The 25,472-nt window shown below is 51.0% G+C and carries 27 protein-coding genes; 12 read left to right on the top strand and 15 right to left on the bottom strand.

Going from position 1 to position 25,472, the window contains the following annotated elements; genetic code table 11:
• Positions 1 to 67 precede the first annotated feature (67 nt).
• The gene (locus CBE73_RS19215; RefSeq protein WP_094095609.1) at positions 68 to 862 is read left to right on the top strand and encodes an SDR family NAD(P)-dependent oxidoreductase; all 795 of its coding nucleotides are present in this window, start codon (positions 68 to 70) and stop codon (positions 860 to 862) included.
• A 382-nt stretch (positions 863 to 1,244) separates the two neighbouring features.
• Here the strand turns inward: CBE73_RS19215 and CBE73_RS19210 are convergent, their stop codons facing one another.
• From CBE73_RS19210 to CBE73_RS19185, 6 genes are all read right to left on the bottom strand, one after another.
• Positions 1,245 to 2,156, bottom strand: a complete 912-nt coding sequence (locus CBE73_RS19210) for a response regulator (protein WP_094095608.1) — start codon at positions 2,154 to 2,156, stop codon at positions 1,245 to 1,247.
• Between the two features lie 58 nt (positions 2,157 to 2,214).
• Entirely contained in the window at positions 2,215 to 3,639 is a 1,425-nt protein-coding gene (locus CBE73_RS19205) for a sensor histidine kinase (RefSeq protein WP_094095607.1), read from the bottom strand.
• Positions 3,640 to 3,779: 140 nt separating this feature from the next.
• A complete protein-coding gene (locus tag CBE73_RS19200) occupies positions 3,780 to 4,430 on the bottom strand; it encodes an amino acid ABC transporter permease (protein WP_068693872.1) in 651 nt (216 codons plus the stop codon).
• Positions 4,431 to 4,486: 56 nt separating this feature from the next.
• Positions 4,487 to 5,137, bottom strand: a complete 651-nt coding sequence (locus tag CBE73_RS19195) for an amino acid ABC transporter permease (RefSeq protein WP_094095606.1) — start codon at positions 5,135 to 5,137, stop codon at positions 4,487 to 4,489.
• Positions 5,138 to 5,248: 111 nt separating this feature from the next.
• Positions 5,249 to 6,082, bottom strand: a complete 834-nt coding sequence (locus tag CBE73_RS19190) for a glutamate ABC transporter substrate-binding protein (RefSeq protein WP_094095605.1) — start codon at positions 6,080 to 6,082, stop codon at positions 5,249 to 5,251.
• 31 nt (positions 6,083 to 6,113) lie between these two features.
• The gene (locus CBE73_RS19185; protein WP_094095604.1) at positions 6,114 to 6,842 is read right to left on the bottom strand and encodes an amino acid ABC transporter ATP-binding protein; all 729 of its coding nucleotides are present in this window, start codon (positions 6,840 to 6,842) and stop codon (positions 6,114 to 6,116) included.
• 402 nt (positions 6,843 to 7,244) lie between these two features.
• Between CBE73_RS19185 and CBE73_RS19180 the strand changes: the two genes are divergently transcribed.
• Both CBE73_RS19180 and CBE73_RS19175 read left to right on the top strand, forming a co-directional pair.
• Positions 7,245 to 7,574, top strand: coding sequence for a PadR family transcriptional regulator (locus CBE73_RS19180; RefSeq protein ID WP_068700277.1), 330 nt, complete (start codon positions 7,245 to 7,247; stop codon positions 7,572 to 7,574).
• On the top strand, positions 7,574 to 8,248 hold the full coding sequence (locus CBE73_RS19175; RefSeq protein ID WP_094095603.1) for a DUF1129 family protein: 675 nt from the start codon (positions 7,574 to 7,576) through the stop codon (positions 8,246 to 8,248). Before CBE73_RS19180 ends, CBE73_RS19175 begins: the two co-directional genes overlap by 1 nt.
• A gap of 185 nt (positions 8,249 to 8,433) precedes the next feature.
• Here CBE73_RS19175 and CBE73_RS19170 read toward each other — a convergent pair whose 3' ends face one another.
• Positions 8,434 to 8,994: a CueP family metal-binding protein gene (locus tag CBE73_RS19170; protein ID WP_174704774.1), complete on the bottom strand. Its 561-nt coding sequence runs from the start codon at positions 8,992 to 8,994 to the stop codon at positions 8,434 to 8,436.
• A gap of 79 nt (positions 8,995 to 9,073) precedes the next feature.
• Here CBE73_RS19170 and CBE73_RS22010 point away from each other — a divergent pair, with 79 nt between their 5' ends.
• A complete protein-coding gene (locus CBE73_RS22010; protein WP_157739628.1) occupies positions 9,074 to 9,262 on the top strand; it encodes a hypothetical protein in 189 nt (62 codons plus the stop codon).
• On the opposite strand, the gene CBE73_RS19165 is transcribed toward CBE73_RS22010, so the two are convergent.
• Complete coding sequence (locus tag CBE73_RS19165; RefSeq protein ID WP_094095602.1) at positions 9,213 to 10,244, bottom strand: LacI family DNA-binding transcriptional regulator; 1,032 nt, start codon at positions 10,242 to 10,244, stop codon at positions 9,213 to 9,215. The two genes, CBE73_RS22010 and CBE73_RS19165, sit on opposite strands and share 50 nt — an antisense overlap.
• Positions 10,245 to 10,525: 281 nt before the next feature.
• Here CBE73_RS19165 and CBE73_RS19160 point away from each other — a divergent pair, with 281 nt between their 5' ends.
• Entirely contained in the window at positions 10,526 to 11,578 is a 1,053-nt protein-coding gene (locus CBE73_RS19160; protein WP_094095601.1) for a 2,3-butanediol dehydrogenase, read from the top strand.
• Positions 11,579 to 11,805: 227 nt separating this feature from the next.
• The gene (locus CBE73_RS19155) at positions 11,806 to 12,564 is read left to right on the top strand and encodes a class I SAM-dependent methyltransferase (RefSeq protein WP_094095600.1); all 759 of its coding nucleotides are present in this window, start codon (positions 11,806 to 11,808) and stop codon (positions 12,562 to 12,564) included.
• Position 12,565: 1 nt separating this feature from the next.
• Here CBE73_RS19155 and CBE73_RS19150 read toward each other — a convergent pair whose 3' ends face one another.
• Both CBE73_RS19150 and CBE73_RS19145 read right to left on the bottom strand, forming a co-directional pair.
• Positions 12,566 to 13,420, bottom strand: a complete 855-nt coding sequence (locus CBE73_RS19150) for a pentapeptide repeat-containing protein (RefSeq protein ID WP_373286346.1) — start codon at positions 13,418 to 13,420, stop codon at positions 12,566 to 12,568.
• A gap of 99 nt (positions 13,421 to 13,519) precedes the next feature.
• Positions 13,520 to 13,960 carry an Lrp/AsnC family transcriptional regulator gene (locus tag CBE73_RS19145; protein WP_094095598.1) on the bottom strand — a complete coding sequence of 147 codons (441 nt, stop codon included), beginning with the start codon at positions 13,958 to 13,960 and terminating at the stop codon, positions 13,520 to 13,522.
• 131 nt (positions 13,961 to 14,091) lie between these two features.
• Between CBE73_RS19145 and CBE73_RS19140 the strand changes: the two genes are divergently transcribed.
• From CBE73_RS19140 to CBE73_RS19115, 6 genes are all read left to right on the top strand, one after another.
• The gene (locus tag CBE73_RS19140; protein ID WP_094095597.1) at positions 14,092 to 14,847 is read left to right on the top strand and encodes an MBL fold metallo-hydrolase; all 756 of its coding nucleotides are present in this window, start codon (positions 14,092 to 14,094) and stop codon (positions 14,845 to 14,847) included.
• 104 nt (positions 14,848 to 14,951) lie between these two features.
• Positions 14,952 to 15,743 carry an alpha/beta fold hydrolase gene (locus tag CBE73_RS19135; RefSeq protein WP_094095596.1) on the top strand — a complete coding sequence of 264 codons (792 nt, stop codon included), beginning with the start codon at positions 14,952 to 14,954 and terminating at the stop codon, positions 15,741 to 15,743.
• Between the two features lie 195 nt (positions 15,744 to 15,938).
• Entirely contained in the window at positions 15,939 to 17,183 is a 1,245-nt protein-coding gene (locus tag CBE73_RS19130) for an ABC transporter substrate-binding protein (protein WP_094095595.1), read from the top strand.
• 45 nt (positions 17,184 to 17,228) lie between these two features.
• Positions 17,229 to 18,095, top strand: coding sequence for a carbohydrate ABC transporter permease (locus CBE73_RS19125; RefSeq protein ID WP_094095594.1), 867 nt, complete (start codon positions 17,229 to 17,231; stop codon positions 18,093 to 18,095).
• Entirely contained in the window at positions 18,095 to 18,919 is an 825-nt protein-coding gene (locus tag CBE73_RS19120) for a carbohydrate ABC transporter permease (protein ID WP_094095593.1), read from the top strand. The genes CBE73_RS19125 and CBE73_RS19120 overlap by 1 nt, the downstream gene beginning before the upstream one ends.
• A gap of 314 nt (positions 18,920 to 19,233) precedes the next feature.
• Positions 19,234 to 20,058: an alpha/beta fold hydrolase gene (locus CBE73_RS19115; protein WP_157739627.1), complete on the top strand. Its 825-nt coding sequence runs from the start codon at positions 19,234 to 19,236 to the stop codon at positions 20,056 to 20,058.
• Between the two features lie 36 nt (positions 20,059 to 20,094).
• Here CBE73_RS19115 and CBE73_RS19110 read toward each other — a convergent pair whose 3' ends face one another.
• From CBE73_RS19110 to CBE73_RS19090, 5 genes are all read right to left on the bottom strand, one after another.
• Entirely contained in the window at positions 20,095 to 21,597 is a 1,503-nt protein-coding gene (locus CBE73_RS19110; protein ID WP_094095591.1) for a serine hydrolase domain-containing protein, read from the bottom strand.
• Positions 21,598 to 21,671: 74 nt separating this feature from the next.
• Complete coding sequence (locus CBE73_RS19105; RefSeq protein ID WP_094095590.1) at positions 21,672 to 22,370, bottom strand: hypothetical protein; 699 nt, start codon at positions 22,368 to 22,370, stop codon at positions 21,672 to 21,674.
• Positions 22,371 to 22,372: 2 nt separating this feature from the next.
• Positions 22,373 to 22,825: a flavodoxin gene (locus CBE73_RS19100; protein ID WP_174704773.1), complete on the bottom strand. Its 453-nt coding sequence runs from the start codon at positions 22,823 to 22,825 to the stop codon at positions 22,373 to 22,375.
• A gap of 315 nt (positions 22,826 to 23,140) precedes the next feature.
• Positions 23,141 to 24,496 carry an MFS transporter gene (locus CBE73_RS19095; RefSeq protein WP_094095588.1) on the bottom strand — a complete coding sequence of 452 codons (1,356 nt, stop codon included), beginning with the start codon at positions 24,494 to 24,496 and terminating at the stop codon, positions 23,141 to 23,143.
• Between the two features lie 175 nt (positions 24,497 to 24,671).
• A complete protein-coding gene (locus tag CBE73_RS19090) occupies positions 24,672 to 25,454 on the bottom strand; it encodes a hypothetical protein (RefSeq protein WP_094095587.1) in 783 nt (260 codons plus the stop codon).
• Between the last annotated feature and the right edge of the window lie 18 nt (positions 25,455 to 25,472).

The raw sequence follows: 25,472 nt of genomic DNA, 5'->3' as shown, positions 1-25,472 counted from the left end.
ACCTAGAAATCGCTTCAACCCAGCTCGAAGCTTTTCAAACCAATAACGATTTTAAAGGAGACAAGCCATGCAATCTATAAAACAATCCAAAAATAACAATTCTGAGGGAATGCTTCTCAATAAAGTAGCCCTGGTTACTGGAGCCAGCCGCGGCATCGGAGCGGCGGCAGCCAAACTCTTCGCCGAAGAAGGCGCGGCGGTAACGCTCGTCGCAAGAACAGAAGCTGCTCTGCGCTCTGTAGCAGAGGAAATTACCGCATTAGGCGGCAAAGCCGATTACATCGTTGCCGATCTAGCCGATCCCGCCAGCATTGAACAGGCGGTTCAAACGATCGTTGAGCGTCACGGCCGCCTGGATATAGCATTCAATAATGCTGGAATTGGGGCTCCCCTTTCGCCCTTAACAGAGGTCACAGAAGAGGATTTCGATCTTCTTCAAGCTGTAAATTACAAAGGAATCTGGGTGGCAATGAAAGCGGAAATCAAGGCAATGATCGATACTGCAGGTACCGGTGCCATTGTCAATAACAGCAGCGTCGGCAGCTTCAAAGGTAATCCGGGCTTGTCTGTCTACGGAGCCGCCAAACGGGCTGTTAATAGTCTGACCGAGACGGCTGCTATTGAATACGGGCCTTCGGGTATCCGCGTAAACGCTATTGCACCTGGCACCACCATGACCGAGATGATCGAGGGGTTAGTTGCACAAGTTCCAGATATCATCGAAAAAAGCAACTCTGCGACGCCTCTTAGACGTCCTGCCGATCCCCATGAGATCGCACAAGCGGCAGCCTGGTTATTGAGCGATCGCGCTTCTTACGTGACAGGCGTCGTTCTGCCGGTGGACGGCGGATCAAGAGCATAGTTCTAACGGAGGGAGTATCCCATAGGGTCCATTGACCCAGGATACTCCTTCCTCATGTTATGAAACGCCCAGCGAATGAGTCATTCCTTCAATGGCTCTCTCCTCAAAACTACAATGGAATTTCAGTCTGCCCACTGCACTCCTGCGCTTTTTATCCAATTCTAGTCTAAACCTAATTTCTAATCACTTAACAGGCATGCAATTTTCGGGAATCCTCTTACGAAGAAGACTTAAAACCGGGTTTTGATTCGGCAATGGCAGCCGGACTCCATTTATAGGACACTGCGACCGTGTACGGAATAGGGCCTCCGAAAGCCTTCTGGATTGGAACAAGGTGTCATCAATCATGATGGAGACCTCCGCACAAAAAAAAGAGCCCGGGCTAAACGCCCAGCTGCTCCTTGATTTCGATATACAAAACCTGCAGAAACTTTTTGATGTTTACTTTCCCTTTGCCGGCTGGCGTTTCCCGTCCTTCCTCGATTTGCTTCATTTTGAGCCTGACGTCTTCGAAATCAAAATAAAGCGGAGCGTAATATTCGAAACGCGGGTTGCCGTAATCGGTCAAGCCAAGCGATGCGAGATTGGATAAGGCAGCCGTCAAAGCGCGGCGCAGCCGCTGCTCGATCGCTTTCACCTCCTTGGCGATATCCTCCGGTTTCTTATTGTAGGTGGCGGCCGCCTGCCGGTAAAGCTCTTTAAGCGGCGGCAGATGATCAACGCTGCCGCCTTCATGCTCAAGCAGAAGCTCCATAATCGTAATGATATCTCGGCTGCCGCTTTCGCCGATCAAACCCATGTTCATCAGGATCGGCTGTATCGTCTCACGGACAGTCCGTCTGCCGGTCGGCACAAATGGGGCGCTGCGCAAGCCTTCCAGCTTTCGCAGGCTGGATTTAATCTCATCGAGATAATGACTCATCGCGTAACGCTCATTGACCTTTCGCAGCACCGTTTCAACCTCAATCCGGTTGATCGGCTTGCGGATAAAAAATTCAATCCCGCTGCGATAAGCACGTCCGACCATATCCTGATTTTCAATCTGGGAAATCATTACAAACCGGGAACTGCAGCCTTGGGCCCGCAGGGATTCAATCACTTCGATTCCATCCTGGTCGGGCATCAGCAGGTCCATCAGCACAATATCCGGAGCTTCGCTCAAAATCTGACGGACGCCTTCCAGCCCGCCGCCGGCCGATCCTGTAACCTCTCCCAGACTGCTTTCCTCAATAATATATTGCAGCATTCTTCGGGCACTGGCATCATCATCAACGATACAGAAAGAAAGGGACATCTTTAGACCTCCTCAAAGTGGGGATGGAATAGAAAGAGGTTATTGTAAGAAGCCTATGTTAAACAAGCAGCCTTTCAAACGAGGATTCTTGCATGCTATTTGGATCAGAAGGCGTGCTTGCTCGCAGTTTCTCCGTTGGAATCCGAACCTGAAACCAGGCTCCGCCAAGTCCTGGTGCCGTACCAATCGTAATTTCTCCTTCGAGCCGCTCCGCTATATCACGGACATGGGAAAGGCCAATTCCCGTTGCCGCAATACCTTCGTCATCAAATTTGGTCGTAAACCCCGGTTCAAACAGCAGCTCCCGATCTTCCGGCGGGATTCCGCCTCCGCTGTCACTGACCAACAGAAACGTCAGCTCCCCCTGTTCACGAACCTCAAGATGAATTTGTCCTTTAGTACGGATCGCTTCAACTGCGTTTGCCGTTAAATTGCCAAGCAGCGTAAGCAGGGGGATGTAGCTGGAGGTGACGTAATCACAGGACATTTTTTGCGTAAAAATAATACTTTTTCCCAGCATCTCCGCATACTGCTGATTGCTTCTGACCGTATACTGGAGCAGGCTAGAAAGTGGCATATCGCCCGGAACCTCGCGGTCCGTCAGCTTGATCAACCCGGCCAAAATACGCTGTGAATCCTTCTTCACCTCATGAATTTGCTGCGTAAGGCCAAGCACCTTCTGCTTGTGCTCCTGAAGCCCTTCGTCCGCTAGACGCCGGTACAGCTCATAGCTGCCGAGCGTTACATTTTCCAGTGTGCCTATCGATTTCTTGAGGTAAAAAACCTCGCCGTACAGTCCCGAACTGACACTGAGCATCTGCTCGATCCTGCGGTTCTGCTCCTCCTGCACGATGCGCATCCGGCTGATGGCGATGCTGCTGTAAATTCCGGTGACAAAATACGTGCGGAGCATCGCAATCGCCATAAGGAAAGTCCATTCATTTAGTTCAAACGTTGTTGTGCCGGTAACGAGCAGCCGGGTCAGCAGCTCCGCTTCATTGGACATCAGATCGACGACCGCCGTCACCGCCCCCAGCACTAAGGGATAAAACCGGTCAAGCCGCGGCTTGATAACGCTCATTCCCACCGCAAACACCAGATAATATACGGCAGCCGAGCAGTGGCGGGTGGCACTGGCAATCGGTGTCAGATCATGGCCCAAAGCCTGATCCAGCCCCATGCGAAACATCAGCACAACCGCTCCGGTCACCGCTCCGGTCAAGATATAAGGCAAACGTCTGAGCAGCAGCAGAAACAGCAAAAAAGCGCTGCTGCCAAGGCCGATCCTGAAAATATCTCCATCAAAAGGGTTGATCTTCAGCTCTCCGGCAAGCGCCGTACCTAACGCGACAACGGCAATTTGAACATAAACGGATTTAAAACTCCCCCATAATGCCGGGCTTTGATCGAGAACCCTTTCGTGCCTTTTGCGTGTTCCACGCAACCCTCCAAAATCTTTGATGCTGAAAAAAGCTGTCCCCATAAGCTCACCTGACTCCCGTGAGAGAATGTTGATATTTTTGCTCCTTATCGTACCATATTTCGGAGACAGCGCCTATCCTTACCATTTCATCACATGTCAGTTATATGTTAACCAGCCTGTTCGCTTCTTCTTGAACCGGCCTATACATGCCGGGCCTCCAGCCTTCTGGAAACCAGCGACAGCACAAAATTGACCGTAAAATAAATCAACGCTACGAGCAGCAAAATCGGAATTGTATAGCTGTAACCGTGTCCAATCACAATACCGGCATGGTGCATGAGTTCCGGCAGAGAAATCACGACTGCCAGCGATGTATCCTTAAGCAGCGAAATAAATTGGCTGACCAGGGGAGGCACCATTCGCCGCAGCCCTTGAGGCAGTACGATATGCCATAATGCCTGAAAGGCGCTCAGCCCCGATGAACGCGCCGCTTCGATTTGACCTTTGTCGATGGAGGTTAACCCTCCCCGTACAATTTCGGAAATCATGGCCGCTTCAAATATCGTCAATGCTGCAATGGCGGCCGTAACCAGACCGAGCTTAACGCCTACCTCCGGCAAGGCAAACCGGATAAAAAAAATAATCAGAAGCAGCGGCAAATTCCGGATCAGCTCTACGACGACGAACAGTACCGGCGATAATACCGGAAGCTTCACATAACGGATGACGCCTATCACGCAGCCGATCAGAAAGCTGAGCACAATCGAAGCTCCGGCGACGATCAGCGTCATCCACAATCCATCTGACAGAAACCGTAAATTATCCGCACTGTAAGCTCCTGCAAAATCCAATCTCATCATCCTCCCTTCATCTAAGCTGCTTAACCTTCATAGCTAACGTCTTCCATTCAATATTTACGCTGCAGCCGCCGCTCCCAAACCCGGACCCCATAACTTAGCGGCAGAGTCAGCACCAGGTAGAACAGCGCAACAAAGATATAAGTGTCAAACGTGCGGAACGTATCCGAATTGACAATATCGGCAAAATACATCAGGTCCAGCCCGGCGACGATCGTCAGTACGGACGAATTTTTGATCAGATTGATAAACTGGTTGCCAAGCGGCGGGATAACCAGCCTGATCGCTTGAGGCAAAATAATGTGAACCATCGTCTGCCCGTAGGTCAAACCCGATGAACGCGCAGCCTCGGTCTGGCCTTTGGGGATCGCCATGATGCCTGCACGGATCGCTTCAGCGATAAAAGAGGAAGTGTAAACCGCAAGCCCGATCGTCCCGGCCGTGAAACCGTCCAGCGGGATGCCGAAGGCCGCAGGGCCATAATAAAAAACGTATACCACCAGCAGCAGCGGGATATTGCGGATAAATTCCACATATCCCGTCCCCAGCCAGCGCAAAGCCCGTAAAGGGCCAATCCGGAATACGGCAATCAACGCTCCTAATGCAAAGCTGCCGACAAGCGCCAGCAGGCTGGATAGCAGCGTCCCGCGAAAGCCTTCCATGTAATCGCCGAAATAATCGGTTAATATCGTAAAATCCATTGACTCATCTCCTTCCCGAATGGCGGAACAAGATCCGTTCCGCTCCGATAACACGAAAGGATGGCAAGGCGGACTGCCATTCCATCCTTTCGTTTCTATGCAGGAGCCGGTTTATTCGGCAGGCTTTTTGCCAATCCATTTTTCGTAAATTTCATCATATTCCCCGCTGTCATGCAGCTCTTTGAGTGTATCGTTGACAGCCTGCACGATATCGGAGTTCCCCTTCTGCACCGCGATGCCGTAAGGTTCATCGGTGAACGGCTTGCCCACGACCTCGTAATTCGAATCCTGGGCGGCCATGCCGTAAAGAATGGCATCATCCGTCGTCAAGGCATCGCCTTGGCCGGATTTCAATGCGTTAAACGCATCCTGATAGTTGTCGAACTCCAGCACTTTGACGCCGGATACTTTGTCGCGGATGTTCTTGACAGAAGTTGAACCTTTGGTTCCCAGCACGGTCGTGCTGGAAGTTACGTCCTCGATCCCGTGAATCGGGCTGCCTTTCTTCACCAGCAGCGATTGACCGGCCTGGAAATACACGTCCGAGAAATCCGCTTCCTTCTTGCGTTCCTCCGTAATCGTCATCGTGGCCACAATCATATCGATTTCGCCATTGTTCAGCATTGGAATCCGCGTCTTGGAGGTGACCTCCTTCAGCTCAATCGCATTTTCGTCACCGAGAATGTGTTTGGCAATCGCCTTGGAAATGTCAACGTCAAACCCCTCTACATTGCCGCTAGCCGGGTCCTTCAGGCCAAACAGCTTGGTGTCGTATTTGACGCCGACGATCAGCTTTCCGCGTTCCTTGATTTTATCCAGAGCACCTGATGCCGCTGAACCTGCATTGCCGCCGGACTCCTTATTGCCGCAAGCGGCCAGCAGGAGCATCGCACATACCGCCGCAATTCCAAGCGGCAGCCATCTTTTCTTCAACCTGTTCTTCATTCTTTTTCTCCTCCTCGTTCTAATTAGAGATTTAATGACTGAGCAACCGGCTGAGGAATGTTCGCGTCCGTTCTTCACGCGGATTCCCAAAAAACACCTCAGGCGCCGCCTCTTCGAGGATTTGCCCCTGATCCATAAAGATGACCCGGTCCGCTACCTCGCGGGCGAAACCCATTTCGTGAGTAACGACAACCATCGTCATGCCTTCTTTGGCCAGCGTACGCATCACGTCAAGCACCTCGCCGACCATCTCCGGATCAAGTGCCGAAGTGGGCTCGTCAAACAACATGATCTTGGGCCTCATCGCCAGCCCGCGTGCGATCGCCACCCGCTGCTGCTGGCCTCCTGACAATTGCGAAGGATAAGCGTGCGCTTTGTCCGCAATTCCAACCTTCTCAAGATAAAACATAGCCGTCTGCTCAGCCTCCGCTTTGGATACGCCAAGCACCTTGACCGGAGCTAAAGTGATGTTGTCGATGACTTTTTTGTGCGGATACAGGTTGAAATGCTGAAAGACCATCCCGATGTCCCGCCGCAGCTTGTTAATGTCGGTCTTGCGGTCATTGACCGGAATACCCTCGACCGTCAGTTCCCCGCTTGTGATCGTCTCCAGCCGGTTAATGCAGCGGAGCATCGTGCTTTTGCCCGAACCGGACGGCCCGACGACCACCACAACTTCGCCTTCCTGAACCTCCAGATCAATCCCTTTTAACACCTGAAAATGTCCATAGTGTTTATCTACTTGTTGAAAACGGATCACCGGCAGTCCCCCTTTCTTCTCGGCTGTATGTGAATATTCGTAACATTTGAAATTAACCTTACTGGAACGACTATAGAAAACTACAAGCTCCTACACAAAATCCTTCAGAAGGATCAAAAATCATTTGTTTTACGATGAGAAATTTCGTTTATCGCCTGTACTTGTCCCGGTGCAGGTGGACATGCGTCACCTTTGCTGACAACAATCCTTTTCCTTACGCTAAAAGACATAAAGCTCTTGAAATCCCGGCAGAGGTTTGGTAGGGTGAACATAAGCTACTTTGTTATGCAAGATAGCTTATGTCGAATCAGCTATCTTGTTATGCAAGTCAGCTGCAATTGAAATTTGATACGAATTCTTTTTTTTGCCTCACTATATTGTTATACAAGGTAGGTGATGATGTTGTCCGTGCGAAGCCAGCTTTTAAAAGGAATATTGGAAGGGTGCATCCTCGCGGTTATATCCCAAGAAACGATATACGGCTATGAGCTTACCCTGAAGCTCCATGCGATGCAGATAGAAGTAAGCGAAGGTTCGATTTACCCTATTCTGCTGCGGCTTCAGAAGGAGAAACTGATCGTCGGGGAGATGAAGAAGTCGCCCAGCGGCCCGAACCGCAAATATTACACCCTCACCCGCAAAGGCGAGGAAGCTTTAGATGAATTTAAAAAACACTGGGAGAACTTAAGGGACCCTGTAGATCATTTGCTGCAAAGAGGAGGCAGAGTTTGATGCATGTTAAAGAATTGATCCAGGAAAACAATCGGAAACGCGAACTGCTGAGCAAGGACAACGAAAAGTATTATACCGGATTGCTGATTTATATCCGAACCTCATTTAATACCTCCGAACAGGAAACCGAAGAAATTTTAATGGAGGTGCTGGACCATCTCCTGGAAGCTCAAGAAGAAGGACGGACTGCCGAAGAGGTGTTTGGAGAAGATCCGCAGGCATATGCCCGTGAAATTGTCGGCGAGCTGCCAACGGCGATGCCGAAAGAGGTGGTAAAGCTTGTTTCCATGTTCGGCTTGATTTTTTTAGGCGTCTTTGCTTTTATTACCGGTCTGTTCGCCAGCATCCTCAGTTTTGTTTTTAATCAGGGAGAGTCCGTTTATCATCTTCATTTAGGGAGTTTGACGGTTACCGCAGCCGTTTCTGTTCTTGGGGCTTATATATTGATTGCCGGCATCTTGAGATACATTCGCTGGTCCGCCTTTCGTTCCATCCGTAAGGTAAAGGAAATAGTGGCAGCCTGCCTGATCGGCGGAGGGGTATTCGCGATTTTCGCAATCGGTCTCTACTTCATGCCTCGTTTCGGCCCGCCCATTGACATTCCTGTATACGTGCTAGCGCTCATTGGCGCAATATTGTACGGAGCAGGAAAATGGCTGGAGAACAAGAAGTAAGGATTGGGCCAGAGAAACGCCCGATTGGAGCGTATGATGAAATGTAATGTCTAACTGCATTGTGGGTGGTCTTGAATAACATATTCTGACACGGACTGTTAAAGCACCCCAAAGAAGCTGCCCTCATGGACAAGGGGGCAGCTTCTTTGGATGAGACACAACTTCATTAACCAGCTCAAGTTCCTTTAGCCCAGCTGCATCGTTGTGATACACGTGTTGTCGCCTTCAAACGTCGAGATATCGGATTCCGCTTGTTTCCCGTTATACTCTACCGTTACATGGAAAGTGTCATCCCTAGGCAGCCATAGGTCTATAAATCCGTTTACCTGAGAAGCAAGCGATTCCCGGTCAAGGATCGCTTTGCCGGATGAGTCGCGAACCGTAACCGTAAATGTCTGCTGCTGCAATTCCCCCTGGCAGCCGGCCAGATTGTGGATGGCGCAACGGTGAGTCTGCTGCAAATAAGGGGCAATCGATACAAAAAACTCCTGCTCCGGCAAAACATACTCCGTTTCCTTCCCTTTATCATCCACAAGCTTCAGACTGCTGGATGATATGGAAGCTGATTGGGCCTTCTTATTTCCGGCGCTTAAATTCTGTACCAGCTGTTTCAGTTCATCCGTCTGCAGATTAACTTCCGCTTTCGGCGAATTTCCACAAGCTGCAAGTAAAGCACCAAACAACAAAAAAGCTAGCGCTGCTGCAATTCCCTGTTTAGATCGCTGTCGTTTAGGCTGCTGCCGCATCTTCAGAATCTCCTCCGTTTCAAAGCTTGTCTCCCCTCATTATAAGGCAAGAAATCCGTTAAAAAAGCTTCATTCACAAATGTCATGGAATGGTCATATCAGGCAAGCCATTACCGAGCAGTCGAATGCGGCTACGGACAAACAAGCCAAGCAGCAGAATCCATATACGATCCGCAGATGGCTGGAAGCGCCTATCGCCAATTTCCAGAATTCTATCCTCAGGCAGACGGACCGGAATACCGGGTCGGATCCGCACTGGATTCCCTGACGATCAACCGGGGTTCAAATTCAACCCGTTCATAAGCTGCGGCTTCTGCGGATTGGATGCGCTTCAGAAGCAATTCAGCCGCCAGCCGCCCCACCTCGCTGCCCATGATGGAGACCGAGCTGATCTTGGGCGTAGTAACGGTAGCCCACAAATTGTTATCAATTCCGACCACCGCCACCTGCTCGGGCACCTTGACGCCAAGTTCTTTAAACCGGTTGACGATCCCGATAGCCACCATGTCGTTCACCGCATAAATAGCGTCAGGCATATGTTTGAGGCTATAGAAATAATCCGCGGCCCGCCGTCCCGTCTCAAAGTTGAAATCTTCGCCGAAATAAACCAGCGAAACATCCACCTGGCTGACGGATTCCTCATAGGCGCGGTATCTCTCTTCAATTTTGTCCTTCGGCGCTCCCGCGTAAGCGATCCGAGTCCGGCCGATTTGCTGCAGATGCTCCATCACCAGCTTGCCTTCCTGCCTTGCAAGCCCGACCACATCGGCTTTCAGGTCGAGACTCAGTTTTTTCCCGTAATTGATGACGGATACAGGCAGACTTGCCCTGTTAATCAGGTTTTCCAGCGTTTTGGGATAGGCCAGGGGCATTATAACCAAACCGTCTACATGCAGCTTCTTAATCTCACGCAGCGTCTCCAGCTCCAGCCGCGCATTGCCCAGCGTGTTGATCTGCACCACCCGGTATCCATGCTGCTTGGCGGCCTGCTCCACCGACCAGGCAATATCGGGAATAATCGCATTTCGAATATCGGGAACCGCAAGGGCAATCTGCCGGGTCTGCCGGATTTTCAAGCTTTGGGCGGAAGTGTTGGGGACAAACCCCATTTCATCGACCACCTGCAAAATTTTTGCTTTAGTTGCTGCGCTGATCCCCCCGCTGTCATTCAGCGCACGAGAGACGGTCGCAATGCCTACTCCGGCCTGTTTGGCTACGTCTTCGATCGTCACTTTTCTGTTCTGTTCCATAGCTCTCTTGAATATCCTTTCATCCGTTTCATCGGAATCGTTTCCCATTTTGTTTCGAAAACCAAAAATTTATATTTTCATTATATCACAGCGGCACCCACTCTTCTTACCGGTACTGTCGCACCATGCTTATCTGTTGTTCATAGCTATATTTGCTTATCCCATTTAACGGTCCAAAGGTTTGACAACATGAACATTCTGTGACATTATAATCATCGGAAACGTTTCCTAAAAAATTATATTCAATAATTTTATATACCATTTATCAGGAGATGACAGGAATGAAAGCATTACGTTGGCACGGTGTTAAAGACCTGAGAATCGAAACTATCGAGGAACCGGTGACAGCCAAAGGGCAAGTCAAAATTAAAATCGAATGGTGCGGGATCTGCGGCAGTGATCTGCACGAATATGCGGCAGGCCCTATTTTTATATCCCAAGGTGCTCCACATCCCTTAACCCATGAAGAAGCTCCTGTTGTTATGGGCCATGAATTTTCCGGACAGGTGGTCGAGGTTGGAGAAGGCGTGACCCGCTTCAAAACCGGCGACCGGGTCGTAGTAGAACCTATCTTTAATTGCGGGGAGTGTGCGGCTTGCCGGCAAGGCAAATATAATTTGTGCGAACAGATGGGCTTCCTCGGTCTGGCTGGAGGCGGCGGCGGTTTCTCCGAATACGTTGCGACCGAAGAGCACCGTGTGCACAAAATTCCGGAAAGCGTTTCCTTTGAGCAGGGGGCATTGGTTGAACCCTCTGCGGTAGCCCTGTATGCCGTACGCCAAAGCCAATTTAAGGTCGGCGACCGAGCAGTGGTATTTGGAGCCGGTCCTATCGGCCTGCTGGTCATCGAAGCGCTTAAAGCATCCGGTGCCTCGTCCATTTATGCCGTGGAGTTGTCGCAGGAACGCCGGAACAAAGCCGAAGAGCTTGGAGCCATTGGCATCAACCCGGCCGAGCAGGATGTGATTGCTGAAATTCGCCGCCTGTCGGACGGCGGAGCCGACGTGGCTTTTGAAGTGACCGGCGTTCCGGTCGTGCTTCAGCAGGCGATCCAATCTACGCGGATTGGCGGCCAGATCATGATCGTAAGCATTTTTGAAAAAGAAGCGGCTATCCACCCGAATCAAATCGTCATGCAGGAACGGAATATTGCAGGCATCATCGGATACCGGGATGTTTTCCCTGCCGTTATCAGCCTCATGGAGCAGGGATATTTCTCCGCCGAGAAGCTTGTCACCAAACGTATTGCCTTGGATGACGCCGTCGAGCAAGGCTTTGAAGCGCTGCTTAAAGAGAAGAACCAGGTGAAGATTCTGGTCACTCCCAACCGCTAAACATTAGTTATTATAAGCGTCTAATCGCGCGTCAAGCCCGTCATGAGGCACTCGCCTCCTAGACAGCTGCGCTGTGTTTCGTATCCCTCTGTCTGCGTGGCAGAGGGACTCTTTTTGTAAACTTATAGGTTAAATCAATTACTGTTATGCAGTTTATATATTTCCCTAATAACGAAACCAGACGTAAAATGAATTCAAACCTGTATATCTCCTAAGGAGGGTGAACTATGAAGCAGCAGTGGAATTCGGGTACCTACGATTCATCCATGTCTTTTGTGTCGCAGTTCGGAGAATCCCTGATCGGGCTTCTGCAGCCGCAGCCGGGAGAACGGATTCTGGATTGGGGCAGCGGCACAGGAGATCTGGCCGCCTTAATAGCACAAAGCGGAGCCGACGTGACGGGAATTGATGTTTCTTCAGAGATGGTTCGAGCCGCTCAAGCCAAACATCCTCAGCTTCGTTTTATCCAAGCCGATGCCCAGCATTATGTACACGACAAACCCGCAGACGCCATATTCAGCAATGCTGCCCTGCACTGGCTTCAGGATGCGGACGCCGCCGCCGCTTCTATGGCCTCCAGCCTTCGGTCAGACGGCCGCTTGGTGTGCGAATTCGGAGGACACGGCAATATTGCCTCCGTTGTCAGCGGTTTGCCGCAGGTCTTTGAAGCCCACGGTTTGGGCGGCAAGCTGCGGATGCCTTGGTATTTCCCAAGTATCGGCCAATACACGTCTCTACTGGAGAAACACGGCTTTACCGTTGAATTGGCCCTTTGCTTTGCACGGCCTACTCCGCTCGAAGATGGGGAGCAAGGTTTCCGGAAATGGTTGGACGTGTTTGCTAATGGAATCCTAAGCGTTCTGACCACTGAACAACGAGAACGGATCTTAACCGATCTGGAGGAGCAGCTCCGGCCGCTTCTGTTCCAGGATGGCCGCTGGGTGATGGATTACCGGAGAATCCGGGTATCAGCCTTCAAACGTTAATTCAGCTCCAATGGGCCGGACGGATAATACCGGCGGGCAGTTTCGTCTCCATATTCCCTTTAGCCGCATTCATCTGCGCCTGGGTCACAAACAAGCTGCCCGTCAAATCCGCGCCGCGGAGATCCGCATCACGGAAATCCGCGCCAATCAGATCGGCTGACCTCAAGTCCGCCTTCCGCAGATCAGCGGCGATCAAATAAGCCCCGCGCAAGTTGGCGCAGCTTAGGTCGGCTCCGCTGAGACTCGCGCCTATCAAGTCTGCTCCCCGCCCCGTTTTCTTCGTTCTTCGGCCGGAGCTTCTCAGCTGCCGGGCTTTCTCTTTCCGCTCCAGCTCGCTGGCCTGCAGCAGCAAAGCGCCGACTTCCCCGCGGTGTAAACTTACATTCAAACCGGCTAATTCATCTGCACCGAGCGCTGTCAGCCGTCGGGTTTCTTCCAAAGCGGCCTTTATCCGATCATGGAGTGCGGAGGCACCGCCCAGAGTCAAAGCCTCGGCAAGATACCAAAGAAGCTCATGAAGCTGCCACATGACGGGAAACACTTCAAGCATTAGCTTTCCGGTCTCCGGATGCTCCCGCCAGCTTGCACCGCCGAACGTCTCCTGGGACAGCTTCTGTCCGGCCCCGAAACAATCATAAACCGTACATCCACGATATCCCTGCTCTCGAAGGCTTCCGTGGATGCCGCACCGAAAATCCTCCTGCAGATGGCCGCAGGCCTGCCCGGCAGGCTTGTCAGCCGCAAAATCAACGGAAGCTGCAAACGGCAGCGCCGCGCAGCATAACCCAAAACATTGCTCGCAATCCGCTTTCAGCTCCGCCCGCTGAAGCAGGAACCCCGATGTCTCCCTTGCCAAACCAAGGAGATCTTCTTGTCCTGCATTTCCGGCAGATGCCGCTTGTTCACCGTGTTCAGCCAATTCTTTCATCTCCTTGCCTTATCTTGTTTTGCAGGGTTAAAACTCTGAAAGCTTTACCTTTTCCAGGGAAAGAGCCAATTTATAATTGCCGAACTTTAAAAGCTCCTCCAAAAGCCGGTTAAGCTCTACAATCCCTGCAGCCCTGGCTCTAAGCCAATAACAGCCTTCTCCGCTGATCCGGTGCATCTCGACGATTTCGTGCGAAGCTTCTGCAAACCTGCGAAAGGCCTCATGAGCCGTATTTGTATTCATATAAACGGTAATAAAAGCCAGCACCCGCTGCCCCAGCTTGTCAGGATTCCAGCGCAGCGTATAACCTTCGATCACGCCCATATCCCGGAGCTTGCGCACTCTGGCTCCCACGGCCTGGCCCGTCAAATGCACCCGTTCCCCGATTTCCTTATTGGAGCTCAAAGCGTTCTCCAGCAGGCACTGCAGAATCTGTAAATCGACTTCATCCAAAGATAAATTTGCCATCACGTTTAAATCCTTTCATTGTGAAAATAAACGGGGTTAAACTCGTTCACCCGGTTATTCTGATTCTACAAGCCGGATGTTATCTTTTTATTGTAACAGAATTGCTTAAGCCAAACGGAGGTAAAAAACAAATGAAAATACAGCTTGTCCGCCACGCCACTTTATGGATTGAATACGGCGGGACCACCTTTCTGGTCGATCCGATGTTCAGCGAAACGGGCGCCAATCCCCCAATTCCCAACACGGAAAACGGAAGAAGAAACCCGCTGATTCCCCTGCCCGGTCCTGCCGCTCAATGGACTGCCCCGGACGTCATGATCGTCACCCACCTGCACCGGGATCATTGGGACCAGGCTGCAGCCGAAGCGCTGCCAAAATCCACGCCGGTCCTTTGCCAGCCTGGGGACCGCCAGACTTTCGCAGAAGCGGGTTTCCGTAACGTGACGGAAATCCAGGAACACTTGGACTTCGGCGGCATCCTTATTCATCGTACCGGCGGCCGGCACGGGACCGGGGAAATCGGCAGGGCGATGGGACCCGTATCCGGTTTTGTTTTCCAGGCCGAACACGAACCCTCCCTGTATGTCGCCGGAGACACCATCTGGTGTGACGAGGTCAAAGCCGCGCTGGATGCGTTCAAACCTCAGGCCGTCGTCGTGAATGCAGGCGGGGCGCGGTTCCTGGAAGGAGATCCGATTACGATGACGGACATGGACATTGCAAAGCTTGCCCGGTATGCGCCTTATACCCATATAACGGCTGTTCATATGGACAGCATCAACCACTGCCTGCTTACCCGCGATCTCCTAAAAATCCGTTTATCGAACGAAAATCTGCTTGACCGGGTTGCCATTCCGAACGATGGCGAATGGGTGGAAAACGCCTAAGGCCGGGACAAAGACAAATGACAAACGTTTAGCGCCCGGGAATTTCTCCCTCTTTGATCTCATATCTTTAAGGCAAAACGGATGAAGGGGGTTTTAATCCCAACATGGGATTTTATGTGGAAGTGGAAAATAACGTAAAGCTGTTCGTTGAGGATATCCAACCCGGCGGCAATATAACGATCTTGTTTATTCACGGCTGGCCGCTGAGCCACAAACAATTTGAATACCAATACGATGTGCTCCCGGCAAAAGGGTTCCGCTGCATCGGTTACGACTGGCGGGGATACGGCGATTCCGATAAACCTTTTACGGGTTACGATTACGATCGGATGGCCGACGATCTCCGCGTGCTGATCCATCAATTAAAGCTGGATAACCTCACGCTGGTCGGCCATTCAACCGGCGCCGCCATCGCGGCTAGATACGCAACCCGGTACGGCGGCTTCGGCGTGTCCAAGCTCGTATTGGTCAGCGGGGCGCTCCCGACCGGTTTTACCCCGGACAAAGCCAAAGAGCTGCTGGAAGAAACCTACAACGACCGGCCCAATATGTGGCGGAAAACGATCGACGGCTTTTTCTTCCAGCAAATTTCGGAAGCCTTCCGGGACTTTTTCTCCCAAATCGGTTACCAGGCCGCAGGATACGCCACGGCCGCCATCATTCGTACGCTCAGGGACTCCAACCTGACCGCCGAACTGTCCCTGATCACCTTGCCTACTCTGATTATTCACGGCATCCATGATCAAGTCGTTCCTTTCGCTCAGGCGCAGGAAGTCCACAAGCTTATAACAAATTCGCGGCTCGTTCCCTTCCATTTCAGCGGGCATGCCCCTTTTTATGACGAACGCGGCCGCTTTAACGAGGTGGTTTCCCAGTTCGCCAATTCAGAGAAATAACCCGAAACAGCAAATTTTATTCGGGAACAGCCGCACCAGTCTGGTGCGGTTTTTGTCTTGTTGTCCTCCTAATGCGGACAAGGAATTTACCGACCTGTGTTTCTCCTTCGGACCGGCGGGGGTAATAAACAAGCAAGCCTACCGTTTTTTCTTATCCCATAAGGATCATGAAGCTAACACGAGGAGGAATGCAGAATGAGAAGGTTCGGCAGAATTGGAAGCGTCATCATCGCTGTCTTGCTGACAGGCACTCTGCTGGCAGCATGCGGCGGCAAAACGTCCGCGGACGGCAAGGTGCACATCGAATTTTTCCAGAACAAGCCGGAGGCCAAAGATTCTTTCGACAAGCTGGTTGCCAAGTTTAACGCGGAGAATCCGAATATCGAGGTGACGCAGGTAAATCCGCCGGATGCTGAAACCGTTTTACTCACAAGAGTGGTCAAAAACGATGAACCAGACATCGTCGGCATGGGCGCAACGGACACCTTTTCCGTTTTGTCCCAAAGCGGCATCTTTGAAGATCTGACCGGCCAGCCTCTGCTGGATCAAGTAAACCCTGCTTATGTCAAACAAGTCACTGACGTTACCGGTATGACCGAAATTACCGGGGTTCCTTACGCGACCAATGCCAACGGCATTATGTACAATAAGGAAATTTTTCGCAAGCTGAACCTGCAGGTCCCCAAAACGTGGGACGAGCTGATCCAAACCGCCAAGGCCGTGAAGGCCGCCGGGATCATCCCTTTTTATTTTACGTATAAGGACGATTGGCAGACCAACCTTTCCTTTAACGCCCTCGGGCCGAATATTGTAGGCAACGATTTCTTCAAGGCCCGCCGGGCCGATGAAACCACTTTTAAGGACCATTTCCAGGAGGTTGCGGAAAAAATGCTCGCTTTGCTGGACTACGGCCACAGCGACAATTTCGGCAAAACCTACGCCGACGGCAACCGCGCTTTCGCCCGCGGCGAAGCCGCCATGTACATCCAGGGAACCTGGGCTATTCCCGAGCTCCGCAAAACAAACCCGGATCTGGAGCTGGGATTTTTCCCTTTTCCAACCGGCAACGATCCAAACAAAGCCAACCTGATCTCCGGCGTGGATACGCTGCTCGCTATTACAGAGTCTTCCAAACATAAAGAGGAAGCAGCCAAATTCGTAGAATTCCTGCTGCAGCCAGAGAATATCGGCCAATACATCGAAGAACAAACCGCTTTTTCCGCTGTGGAAGGCGTCAATCAGGACGACCCGGCAGTCGCGGAGCTTAAACCGTATTTTGAACAATCCCGTTTCGTGGACTTTGCGGACCATTTCATTCCGGCGGCCGTTCAGCTGAATTCCATTACCCAGTCGTTCCTGCAAAATCGTAATATCGACGGGTTCCTGAACACCTTGGACACGGAGTGGGATAAAGTCGCCAACCGGCGGCAGACCCCATAACCCGCTACCCGTTATCGCTAAGCAGACCAAAAAGGAGGATGAAGGATGGCTAGACGACGCGCGGCGTTTTACTGGATGACGATTCCGGCTGTAGTTCTCTTTTTCTTGTTTCACACCTTTCCGGCCCTTCAGGGCGTTTATTATTCCTTTACCAACTGGAACGGCTTTGGGGATCATTATGATTTCATCGGCTTTAAAAACTATTACTACCTGTTCCAGGACAGCAACGTCTGGAATGCCTACGGGTTCACCTTTAAATTTGCGGTGGTGGCCACCATCTTTATCAATATCATCAGCTTGCTTATTGCGCTGGGACTAAACGCCAGCATCAAAGCGCGGAATTTCTTCCGGGCGGTGTATTTCCTGCCGAATATCCTAAGCGTGCTGATCGTCGGTTATATTTTTAACTACCTGTTCTCGAACGTGTTCCCGATTTGGGGTGCTCACCTCGGCAGCGACACACTGGCGGGCAATATATTGGGGAATGAAAAATTCGCCTGGCTCGGCGTATCGTTCGTAGCCGTCTGGCAGGGCATCGCGTTTAACACGATCCTGTACCTGTCCGGCCTGCAAACCATTCCGACCGATATTTACGAAGCTTCCAATCTGGACGGGGCGAGCAAATGGCAGGAGTTTTGGAAAATCACCTTCCCGATGATCGCGCCCTTCTTCACCATCAACATGGTGCTGGCCATGAAAAACTCGCTGATGGTGTTCGACCTGATCGTCGCTTTGACCAACGGCGGGCCGGGACGCGCTACGCAGTCGATCTCCCACCTGATCTACACCGGCGGCTTTGAAGGCGGCGAATTCGCCTATCAATCAGCCAACTCGGTGATCTATTTTATCGTGATTGCGCTGATTTCGATTATTCAAATCCGATTCTTGCAGAGAAGGGAGACGGATATGTGATGAAGGTTCGGGGAAAAACCAACTGGATGGTTACGATATTCATTGCGCTGGGGACGCTGTTTATCCTGTTCCCTTTGTATATGGCCATTACGATTTCGCTGAAAAATCAGCAGGATATGCTGACCTCGGTGTTTGGCCTGCCGACACATTGGCGGTTTGAAAATTTCACGGAAGCGATCCGCATGACGAATTTCTTCCGCGCATTCGGCAACAGCGCTTTTGTGACGCTGGCAACCGCCGTGCTGACGCTGCTCACCAACTCCCTCGTCGCTTACGCGATTGCGCGGAACATGAACCACAAATTCTTTAAAGGGTTGTATTTCTATTTCATCAGCGCGATGTTTATTCCGTTCCCGATCATCATGCTGCCGATCGTCAAATTGACCTCTGCCATGGGCATGACCAACCTGGTCGGGCTGACGATTCTGCATACGGTTTACGGGCTGGCCTTTAACGTGTTTGTTTACGTGGGCTACATCCGCTCCATTCCGACGGCGCTGGAGGAAGCAGCCCGGGTAGACGGGGCCTCGACGTGGGGCACGTTCTGGCGGATCATTTTCCCGCTGATGATGCCGATCAACGCCACTGTAGGCATTTTGATCTGCCTGTCCACTTATAACGACTTCCTGCTTCCTCTCGTGATTATCAGCGATCAGAGCATGTATACCCTGCCGCTGGTGCAGTACATTTTCCAGGGTCAGTTCAACACCGAATTCAACCTGGCTTTCGCTTCTTACCTGCTCGCCATGCTGCCGATGATCCTGGTATACGTATTCGCGCAGAAATGGATTATTAACGGGGTTACGCAGGGGGCTGTCAAATAAAAATCGATTTTCGCAGCTTCAGGGGAAGTGTGAAATTCATAATTTCAGAGTCACCTGGACTTCATAGCTTCAGAAGCCCTAGGACTTCATAACTTCAGCGGTACCGGACCCCCTAACTTCAGCAGCACCAGCCCCGTAACTTCAAGGGTGGCCGGAGTTTTGCTTTCCGCCCGATGCTCGTACCCAACACCCCCGGCTGAAGCGGCCGGGGGTGTTCATGGGCGGAAAATAAGTCATAATGAGAAATGAGAATTAAAAGTTAAGAAACACCCTTATCATGCTCAACAAAACTGATGTTAAAGGAGTTCCCTTATATGAACCTTCCAAACGCCCCCGTAGTTACTGGAATCGTAACTACCGAAGGGGATACGTTATATTATGAAATTCGCGGCAGCGGACAACCGCTGCTCCTGATTCCCAGCGAAGGGGATGCCGGCTGTTACGAGAATGTTGCTCCCCTGCTTGCCGAGCATTACCAGGTGATCACTTATGACCGCCGAGGTCATTCCCGAAGCACTCGCAACGAGCCGGACCGCTTTGATATCGGCCGGCAGGCACGGGATGCGGTAGCCGTGCTAAAGGCAGCCGGACACGATTCCGCGCTTGTATTCGGCAGCGGGGACGGCGGCGTTATTGCCCTGGAAATGATCAAAAGCCAGCCGCAGGCCATTCAGGCCGCCGTCATACATGAACCGCCGGTCATCCGGCTGCTGCCGGACAGTAAAAGATGGCGGTATTTCTTCGGCGGCGTCTCGCGGACCGCGGAAATCCATGGCGTAAACGAAGCCATGTTTATGCTGTCCTTGTCGCTGAAGCTGCCTCCGCAGGCCCAAACCCGGATCCCGCAGGCCTATAAGGAGCGCATTGCCGGCAATGCCGGCTTTTACGTGAACCATGAGCTGACGCCGCTGGTTCACTATAAGCCTAACGCCGAGCTGCTGCTCGCCAGCGGGGTTCCGCTGCGGTTGGCGGCCAGTCAGCAGACATTGGACAACGATTTGTACTACGGCCAAACCTCCAAGGTGCTGGCGGAGGCCTTGGGCTCAGAGCCCGCTGTTCTGCCGGGCCATCATCTCTCCTTTTTCGATATGCCGGAGGAATGGGCAGCGGCTTTACTAGAGATTTTACCGGTTGAATAAAAACAAGCTGTATTTCTATGAATGGGATTCATCCGTTTAAGAGACAGGTTCACCACGAAGCGGTGCGCTTTCAGTTGCTCCAAAAGAAACGTTAACTCTGCGATGAATTTCGATAGCCCCGTCTTCGAGAAATTGAACTTCCAAGGTATGGCTGAACGGCGTTTCAATGGTACGGATTGTGAGAAGCAGATCATGGGGAGTCTTCCAGGTAAAAGAGCCTGCGCAAGGCTCCTCTTCTCCAAACAAAGTCAATCGCCCGGGCTTCCAGGTTTGACGGCCCAGCTTAAGGCTTTGCTCGCCTGCCGCATCCTGAATGTACACTTCGGCTTCTTGTTCATTAAATTGAAAGCGGAGATGGTCTATTCCAAAATCATTCTGAGCCAGTTTATACTTTTGTCCATTTGCCATTCCTTCACGTTCTGATCCACGCTGAAAGACCGGAGGCTCCAGGCAAAGAGCTTCAAGCTCACGCTGCAATTGTTTGGCGGCAGAACCCTGGCAGGCTGATGCTCTGTCTTGTTCGAACGCCTGGTCTTGCTCTAATGCCTCACCTTGTTCTAACGCCTCACCTAACTCAAATGCCGCAAGAAGATGATCCCAAACCCCATTAAGCACCCCTTGCAGATCATTGGTTCCAGAGGTCATCGCAATGACGGCATCATACTTCTCCAGAACAATACAAAATTGGCCAAATGCTCCGTCTCCCCGGTAGATGCCGTGCCGGCAGCGCCAAAACTGATAGCCGTACCCCTGCGTCCAATCACTGTCCCCTCCATTCCCGTTAGAGATCTGCTTGGAGGTAGCCGTTTCGATCCATCCTTCTTCCAACAGTCGCTGCCCGTTCCAGACCCCTTTCTGCAAGTAAAACTGGCCAAACTTGGCTATGTCTTCTGTCGTAACTTTTAGACCGTAACCTCCTGTATTGATTCCCCGAGGATCGCTTTGCCAGGCAGGATGATGAATACCCAGCGGCTCAAACAGCCGGGGCTGGAGAAACTGCAGCAACGTTTGGCCGGTCACCTTCTGCAGGATAGCCGACAGCATATAGGTCGCTCCGGTATTGTACAGAAAATAGCTTCCAGGTTCATGCTCAACAGGCAGTCTCAAGAAAGCTTTAGCCCAGTTCCCGTCTTCTGCCTGATGCAGAGCATTCATCGTATCTTTGGTATGACCGGTTCCCATGATCAGCAGGTGTCTGATTGTCATAGCCGCAAGGTTTGGAGAAATCTCGTCAGGCAAATCATCAGGGAAAAAGGAGACCACTCTATCCTCGGTGCTAAGCAAACCTTCCTGAACAGCCATACCAATTGCAGTCGAAGTAAAGCTTTTGCTGAGCGAAAACAACATATGCGGCAGAGCCGGCTCGTACGGCTTCCACCAGCCTTCTGCAGCCACATGTCCGTGCCGGAGCAGCATAAAGCTGTGCAACTCAATTGATTGCGCTTTCAAATATTCCAGGAAATCAAACACCTTTTGCGGTGAAATGCCTAGCTGCTCGATGCTTAACCTTGGCAGTGAGCTGCCTGTTTGAATAGCCATCTTGGACGAAGCACTCCCTTCATTTCAATAAGGTTAGATTCATTATCATTATATATCTAAAGAAAACTAAAGACTCAAGAAATCTTATCTTTTTCTTCGTTACAGGCACAGTCCTGGTAAACTTTATCCTGCTCTACCGTCTCCGATAGCAGCAACACGTAATCGAGAGACTTCTGAAGATTCAGACTATCTTTCGGATATACAAAAGTTTGCCCTGCCAATAACACAACGATTTCTATTTCATCAGGCGGGTAACCGTAAGCGCTGTTCCAGAACACATTGGCCATATGCAGAAAGGCCTGCATCAGCTCAGGTTGATCTTCCACCATAAACTTCTGCAGTTTAACCCCGCCGGCCTTGCTGCTGCCCTGCCAAATCGCTGGAAAAATCATCGATAAATCCGCAGCCAGCTCCGGTACCCGGACCTGCATCTCTTCAAACATCAGAATAGGTGTTTGAGAGAATAAGACCGTGCAAAATCGAGTTAAAGACGCAACAACGCAATTATAAATTTCCCAATAGTGGAGGGAGCTGTTGAAGCCTTCTTTGCTTCTTGGCCAGCGACGGTTCAGCATAGATTGAATAGGAGTACTCAGCCGCTGATGAGGCTGCAGGGAGAAATAGTCATTTAAAGCATGCCCCGCAGCATATTGTACCCGCTGATGCCAGGTAAGCTTATAATTAAAAGATAAAGGATCGGGCTGTGAAGATTCCGAAAGTGGAGTAGAACGGAGCCATGCCTCGAGTTCATAATCTTTAATGATCATCTTCATTGTCAGGTAACTATGCCCAGACTTTGGACAAATGCCCTGCCAAAATCCCGGCATCCCCCTTTCTCTGTCTGGCTTGGACCGTATTCAATCTTCAGGCCCTCCTGCAGAACCGAAACGTCCCACGCCTTAAGTTTCTCCTCCAGCGTATCAACAGCTCCGCAGTATATGCGGTACCCCGTATCCCCGCTTCCAAATACAGCAGCCGCTTTCCCATTAAGATCAATTTCTTCCATTTCTTCGGCAAAATCCAGAAATTCATCCGGAAGCTCGCCATCTCCCCATGTATAAGCCCCCAGTATAAAGGCATCATAGTTCAGCAGCTCAGCTGCATTGCATTCATCCACCATTTTCAGAACCGCTTCCGATCCGGCGTCTTTGATGCCCTCTGCTATCAATTCTGCGATTTCTTCTGTATTGCCTGTGAGACTAGCATAAACGATAAGGATTTTGCTCACTTTGAACATCTCCCCTTTACAGAGAACCAATAATTACCCCGAGTATAATTGATAATGATTCTCAATGTCAACAAGAAGAGGAGAAGCGTTCCTTACAGGCAGACGCTCTTCTTTGCTTTGAATTCTAGTACAACTACTACTACATAACAATGGACTCATATGGCTGGTCTTCGGCTGGATAACGTGACCACTCAAGTTACACCTATCGCGTTGTTGCCTATAGCATTACCAATCGAATGACCTAAACCCCCCTTCGCTTCCTTCAGCAAGGGGGGTTACCATAAGCACTAAATTACCTTGGCTGCACCAGGAGCTTTAGCTGATGGTCTCAGGCCGCGGCACTGTGCTTTGAGGGAATGTGCCGTTTGCAGGCGGTGCTTCCCCAAGCGCGTCCTTTCGCCCCTTCTCCATGTCGGACCAGGCCATAAGCGCCATCCCGATCACAAAGAAAGCCAACAAGGACAGAATTCCCCAGCGGGTAGAACCCGTAATCTGTCCAACTAATCCAAATACAAACGGTCCGAAAATCGACGAAAATTTGCCGGTTACATTGACAAACCCAAAAAATTCTCCAGTCCGCTTGGCCGGCATCAATTCACTGAACAAGGACCGGGCCAGCGACTGGCTTCCGCCCTGAACAAGGCCAACCATACCTGCCAGAAGATAAAAGTGAAGGGCACTGGTCATAAAATAACCCAACCCTACGATTAGCACATAACAGGCCAGCGAGTAATAGAGCATTCTTTTGGCTCCAAACCGCTCAGCCATTTTCCCAAGAAGCAGGGTGCAGGGAAAGCCCACAAACTGTGTAATTAACAAAGCTAAAATCAGATCGTTAGAGCCAATTCCTATACTTGTACCGTATATCGTCGCCATTAAAATAATCGTGTTGATCCCGTCGTTGAAAAACCAGAAGGCAACCATAAATTTCAGCAGCTGAGGATAACGGGCAAGTTCCTTGAAGGTTTTGATCAACCCGCTAAATCCGGATCTGTCAGCCGGGCTGGCTTTATCACTTCTAGTATTCGTTGAATTCCGCCCGCCAGCTGCGGTTTGAATTCTCGGTTTGCTGCTCGCGCGGAACAAAGGGATCGAGAAGACCAGCCACCAGACTGCCACGCTTGCAAAGGCAAGCCGGGTACCTGCCAGGGTATCGGACAAACCAAACCATTCCGGCTTCTGAATCATCAGCAGATTTACGGCCAGCAGCACGCCTCCCCCGATGTAGCCATAAGCATAACCTTGCGAGGAGACATATTCTCTTTTGCCTGATGGAACCAGGTCCGGCAGCAAAGCATCATAAAAGGTGTTCGCGCCCGCAAATCCGATAGTCGACAGCACCAGCAAAGTTGAAGCCGCCAGCCAGTCCCCTTCTCCGATGAAGGAAAACCCAAGTGTAGCCACCATCCCAAGCAGGGAGAAAGTGCGGAGGAAATTGCCTTTCTTCCCTGATCGGTCAGCAGCCGCCCCTAAGATTGGGGCTAACAAAGCTACAAATAACATCCCGATCGAGTGGGTGTAGCCCAAATAGGAGGATGCAGTCTGCGAGTCCAGCGTAGATGCTGCCACCTGACTATAAAAGATAGGCAGAACTGCTGCCAAAACCGTTGTGGCGTAAGCCGAATTGGCAAAGTCGTACATAATCCAGGCGCGTACAGAACGTTTATTCATCCCAATCCCCTTTTCTTTCTTCTGGTTAATCAAGAAACTCTCACATTAACGGAAGATATTCAGCTTCAGTCTATCACCGCTGTATGAAATAGAATCGGGGAATTTGTAAACTTAAGAGTGTAAAACGCTCCTTCTCCGCCTTTCGCCCTGGCTCCCGGCTTCCTGGTTTTCCAGCTTATTTAGGCAGCTTGGCCTGAGCCGTCTTCAACGAGGCTGTAATCTTATCGGCATAAGTTCTCAACTTGACCTGTGAGGTATGCACTTTGCCCAGTTCACTGTACATAACCGCCATTTCAGCAGCCGCAGCAATCGCGTTCCCCTGCTTGACCGCTGTTCGGTACAGCTTTTCAGCAGTGCTTTTCCTGCGGTTTGCCTCAGTAACCAGCTTGTTCTCTGCCGTCATCTGCTGTTTCAGTGTTTTAACGGGCAGCAGTGCATCCTGTACTCCTTTCTTCTTGGCTGCGGCTTGTTTCTTTGCGGCTGCCAAAGCGTCTTTCTTGGTTTTGATCTCCTGTTTGGCCGCGTCTACGGAAGGCTTCAATTTGTTCCGTTTCAAATCGAGTAAATCCGCCGCTTTCTTGTCTTTACTCTTCCTTGCGGCTGCTGCCTGTTTGCCCAGCGCAGAATATTCGGCCAGCAGCGGCGCGTATTTCTTGGAAGCAGCATCGGCCGTGTTCTGCAGCTGGCCAATCTTGGTTTTGTCGATCGCCTGGATGCCGGCGTTAATTCTCGACAGCTGATCGTTATTAGTTTTGTTGATGGCTGTAATCTGTGCTTTCTCTGCTTTCACAACGGATTCCAAAGCCGTATAGCTGTCATGAAGTCCATCCAGGGTAGACAATGCGGAATTCCAACTATCGGCATACGCCGCCGGCGTCAGGGCTCCCAATCCCAGAACCATTGCCAGCAATACACTAATCAATCCTCTGCTCCAACCTAATCCCTTCTTAATACGCATGAACTTCCAACCCTCTTT

Source organism: Paenibacillus physcomitrellae (genome assembly GCF_002240225.1).
Lineage (GTDB): Bacteria > Bacillota > Bacilli > Paenibacillales > Paenibacillaceae > Fontibacillus > Fontibacillus physcomitrellae.
This window is presented reverse-complemented; position numbering and strand designations above follow the sequence as displayed.

Bases quoted from the DNA above. Each gene is read 5' to 3' on its own strand.
- CBE73_RS19095 (WP_094095588.1), bottom strand. From the start codon at position 24,496: ATGAATAAACGTTCTGTACGCGCCTGGATTATGTACGACTTTGCCAAT.
- CBE73_RS19090 (WP_094095587.1), bottom strand. From the start codon at position 25,454: ATGCGTATTAAGAAGGGATTAGGTTGGAGCAGAGGATTGATTAGTGTA.
- CBE73_RS19190 (WP_094095605.1), bottom strand. From the start codon at position 6,082: ATGAAGAACAGGTTGAAGAAAAGATGGCTGCCGCTTGGAATTGCGGCG.
- CBE73_RS19120 (WP_094095593.1), top strand. From the start codon at position 18,095: ATGAAGGTTCGGGGAAAAACCAACTGGATGGTTACGATATTCATTGCG.
- CBE73_RS19115 (WP_157739627.1), top strand. From the start codon at position 19,234: ATGAACCTTCCAAACGCCCCCGTAGTTACTGGAATCGTAACTACCGAA.
- CBE73_RS19205 (WP_094095607.1), bottom strand. From the start codon at position 3,639: ATGGGGACAGCTTTTTTCAGCATCAAAGATTTTGGAGGGTTGCGTGGA.
- CBE73_RS19160 (WP_094095601.1), top strand. From the start codon at position 10,526: ATGAAAGCATTACGTTGGCACGGTGTTAAAGACCTGAGAATCGAAACT.
- CBE73_RS19155 (WP_094095600.1), top strand. From the start codon at position 11,806: ATGAAGCAGCAGTGGAATTCGGGTACCTACGATTCATCCATGTCTTTT.
- CBE73_RS19125 (WP_094095594.1), top strand. From the start codon at position 17,229: ATGGCTAGACGACGCGCGGCGTTTTACTGGATGACGATTCCGGCTGTA.
- CBE73_RS19105 (WP_094095590.1), bottom strand. From the start codon at position 22,370: ATGAAGATGATCATTAAAGATTATGAACTCGAGGCATGGCTCCGTTCT.
- CBE73_RS19135 (WP_094095596.1), top strand. From the start codon at position 14,952: ATGGGATTTTATGTGGAAGTGGAAAATAACGTAAAGCTGTTCGTTGAG.
- CBE73_RS19130 (WP_094095595.1), top strand. From the start codon at position 15,939: ATGAGAAGGTTCGGCAGAATTGGAAGCGTCATCATCGCTGTCTTGCTG.
- CBE73_RS19145 (WP_094095598.1), bottom strand. From the start codon at position 13,960: ATGGCAAATTTATCTTTGGATGAAGTCGATTTACAGATTCTGCAGTGC.
- CBE73_RS19110 (WP_094095591.1), bottom strand. From the start codon at position 21,597: ATGGCTATTCAAACAGGCAGCTCACTGCCAAGGTTAAGCATCGAGCAG.
- CBE73_RS19175 (WP_094095603.1), top strand. From the start codon at position 7,574: ATGCATGTTAAAGAATTGATCCAGGAAAACAATCGGAAACGCGAACTG.
- CBE73_RS19140 (WP_094095597.1), top strand. From the start codon at position 14,092: ATGAAAATACAGCTTGTCCGCCACGCCACTTTATGGATTGAATACGGC.
- CBE73_RS22010 (WP_157739628.1), top strand. From the start codon at position 9,074: ATGTCATGGAATGGTCATATCAGGCAAGCCATTACCGAGCAGTCGAAT.
- CBE73_RS19210 (WP_094095608.1), bottom strand. From the start codon at position 2,156: ATGTCCCTTTCTTTCTGTATCGTTGATGATGATGCCAGTGCCCGAAGA.
- CBE73_RS19195 (WP_094095606.1), bottom strand. From the start codon at position 5,137: ATGGATTTTACGATATTAACCGATTATTTCGGCGATTACATGGAAGGC.
- CBE73_RS19215 (WP_094095609.1), top strand. From the start codon at position 68: ATGCAATCTATAAAACAATCCAAAAATAACAATTCTGAGGGAATGCTT.
- CBE73_RS19165 (WP_094095602.1), bottom strand. From the start codon at position 10,244: ATGGAACAGAACAGAAAAGTGACGATCGAAGACGTAGCCAAACAGGCC.
- CBE73_RS19170 (WP_174704774.1), bottom strand. From the start codon at position 8,994: ATGCGGCAGCAGCCTAAACGACAGCGATCTAAACAGGGAATTGCAGCA.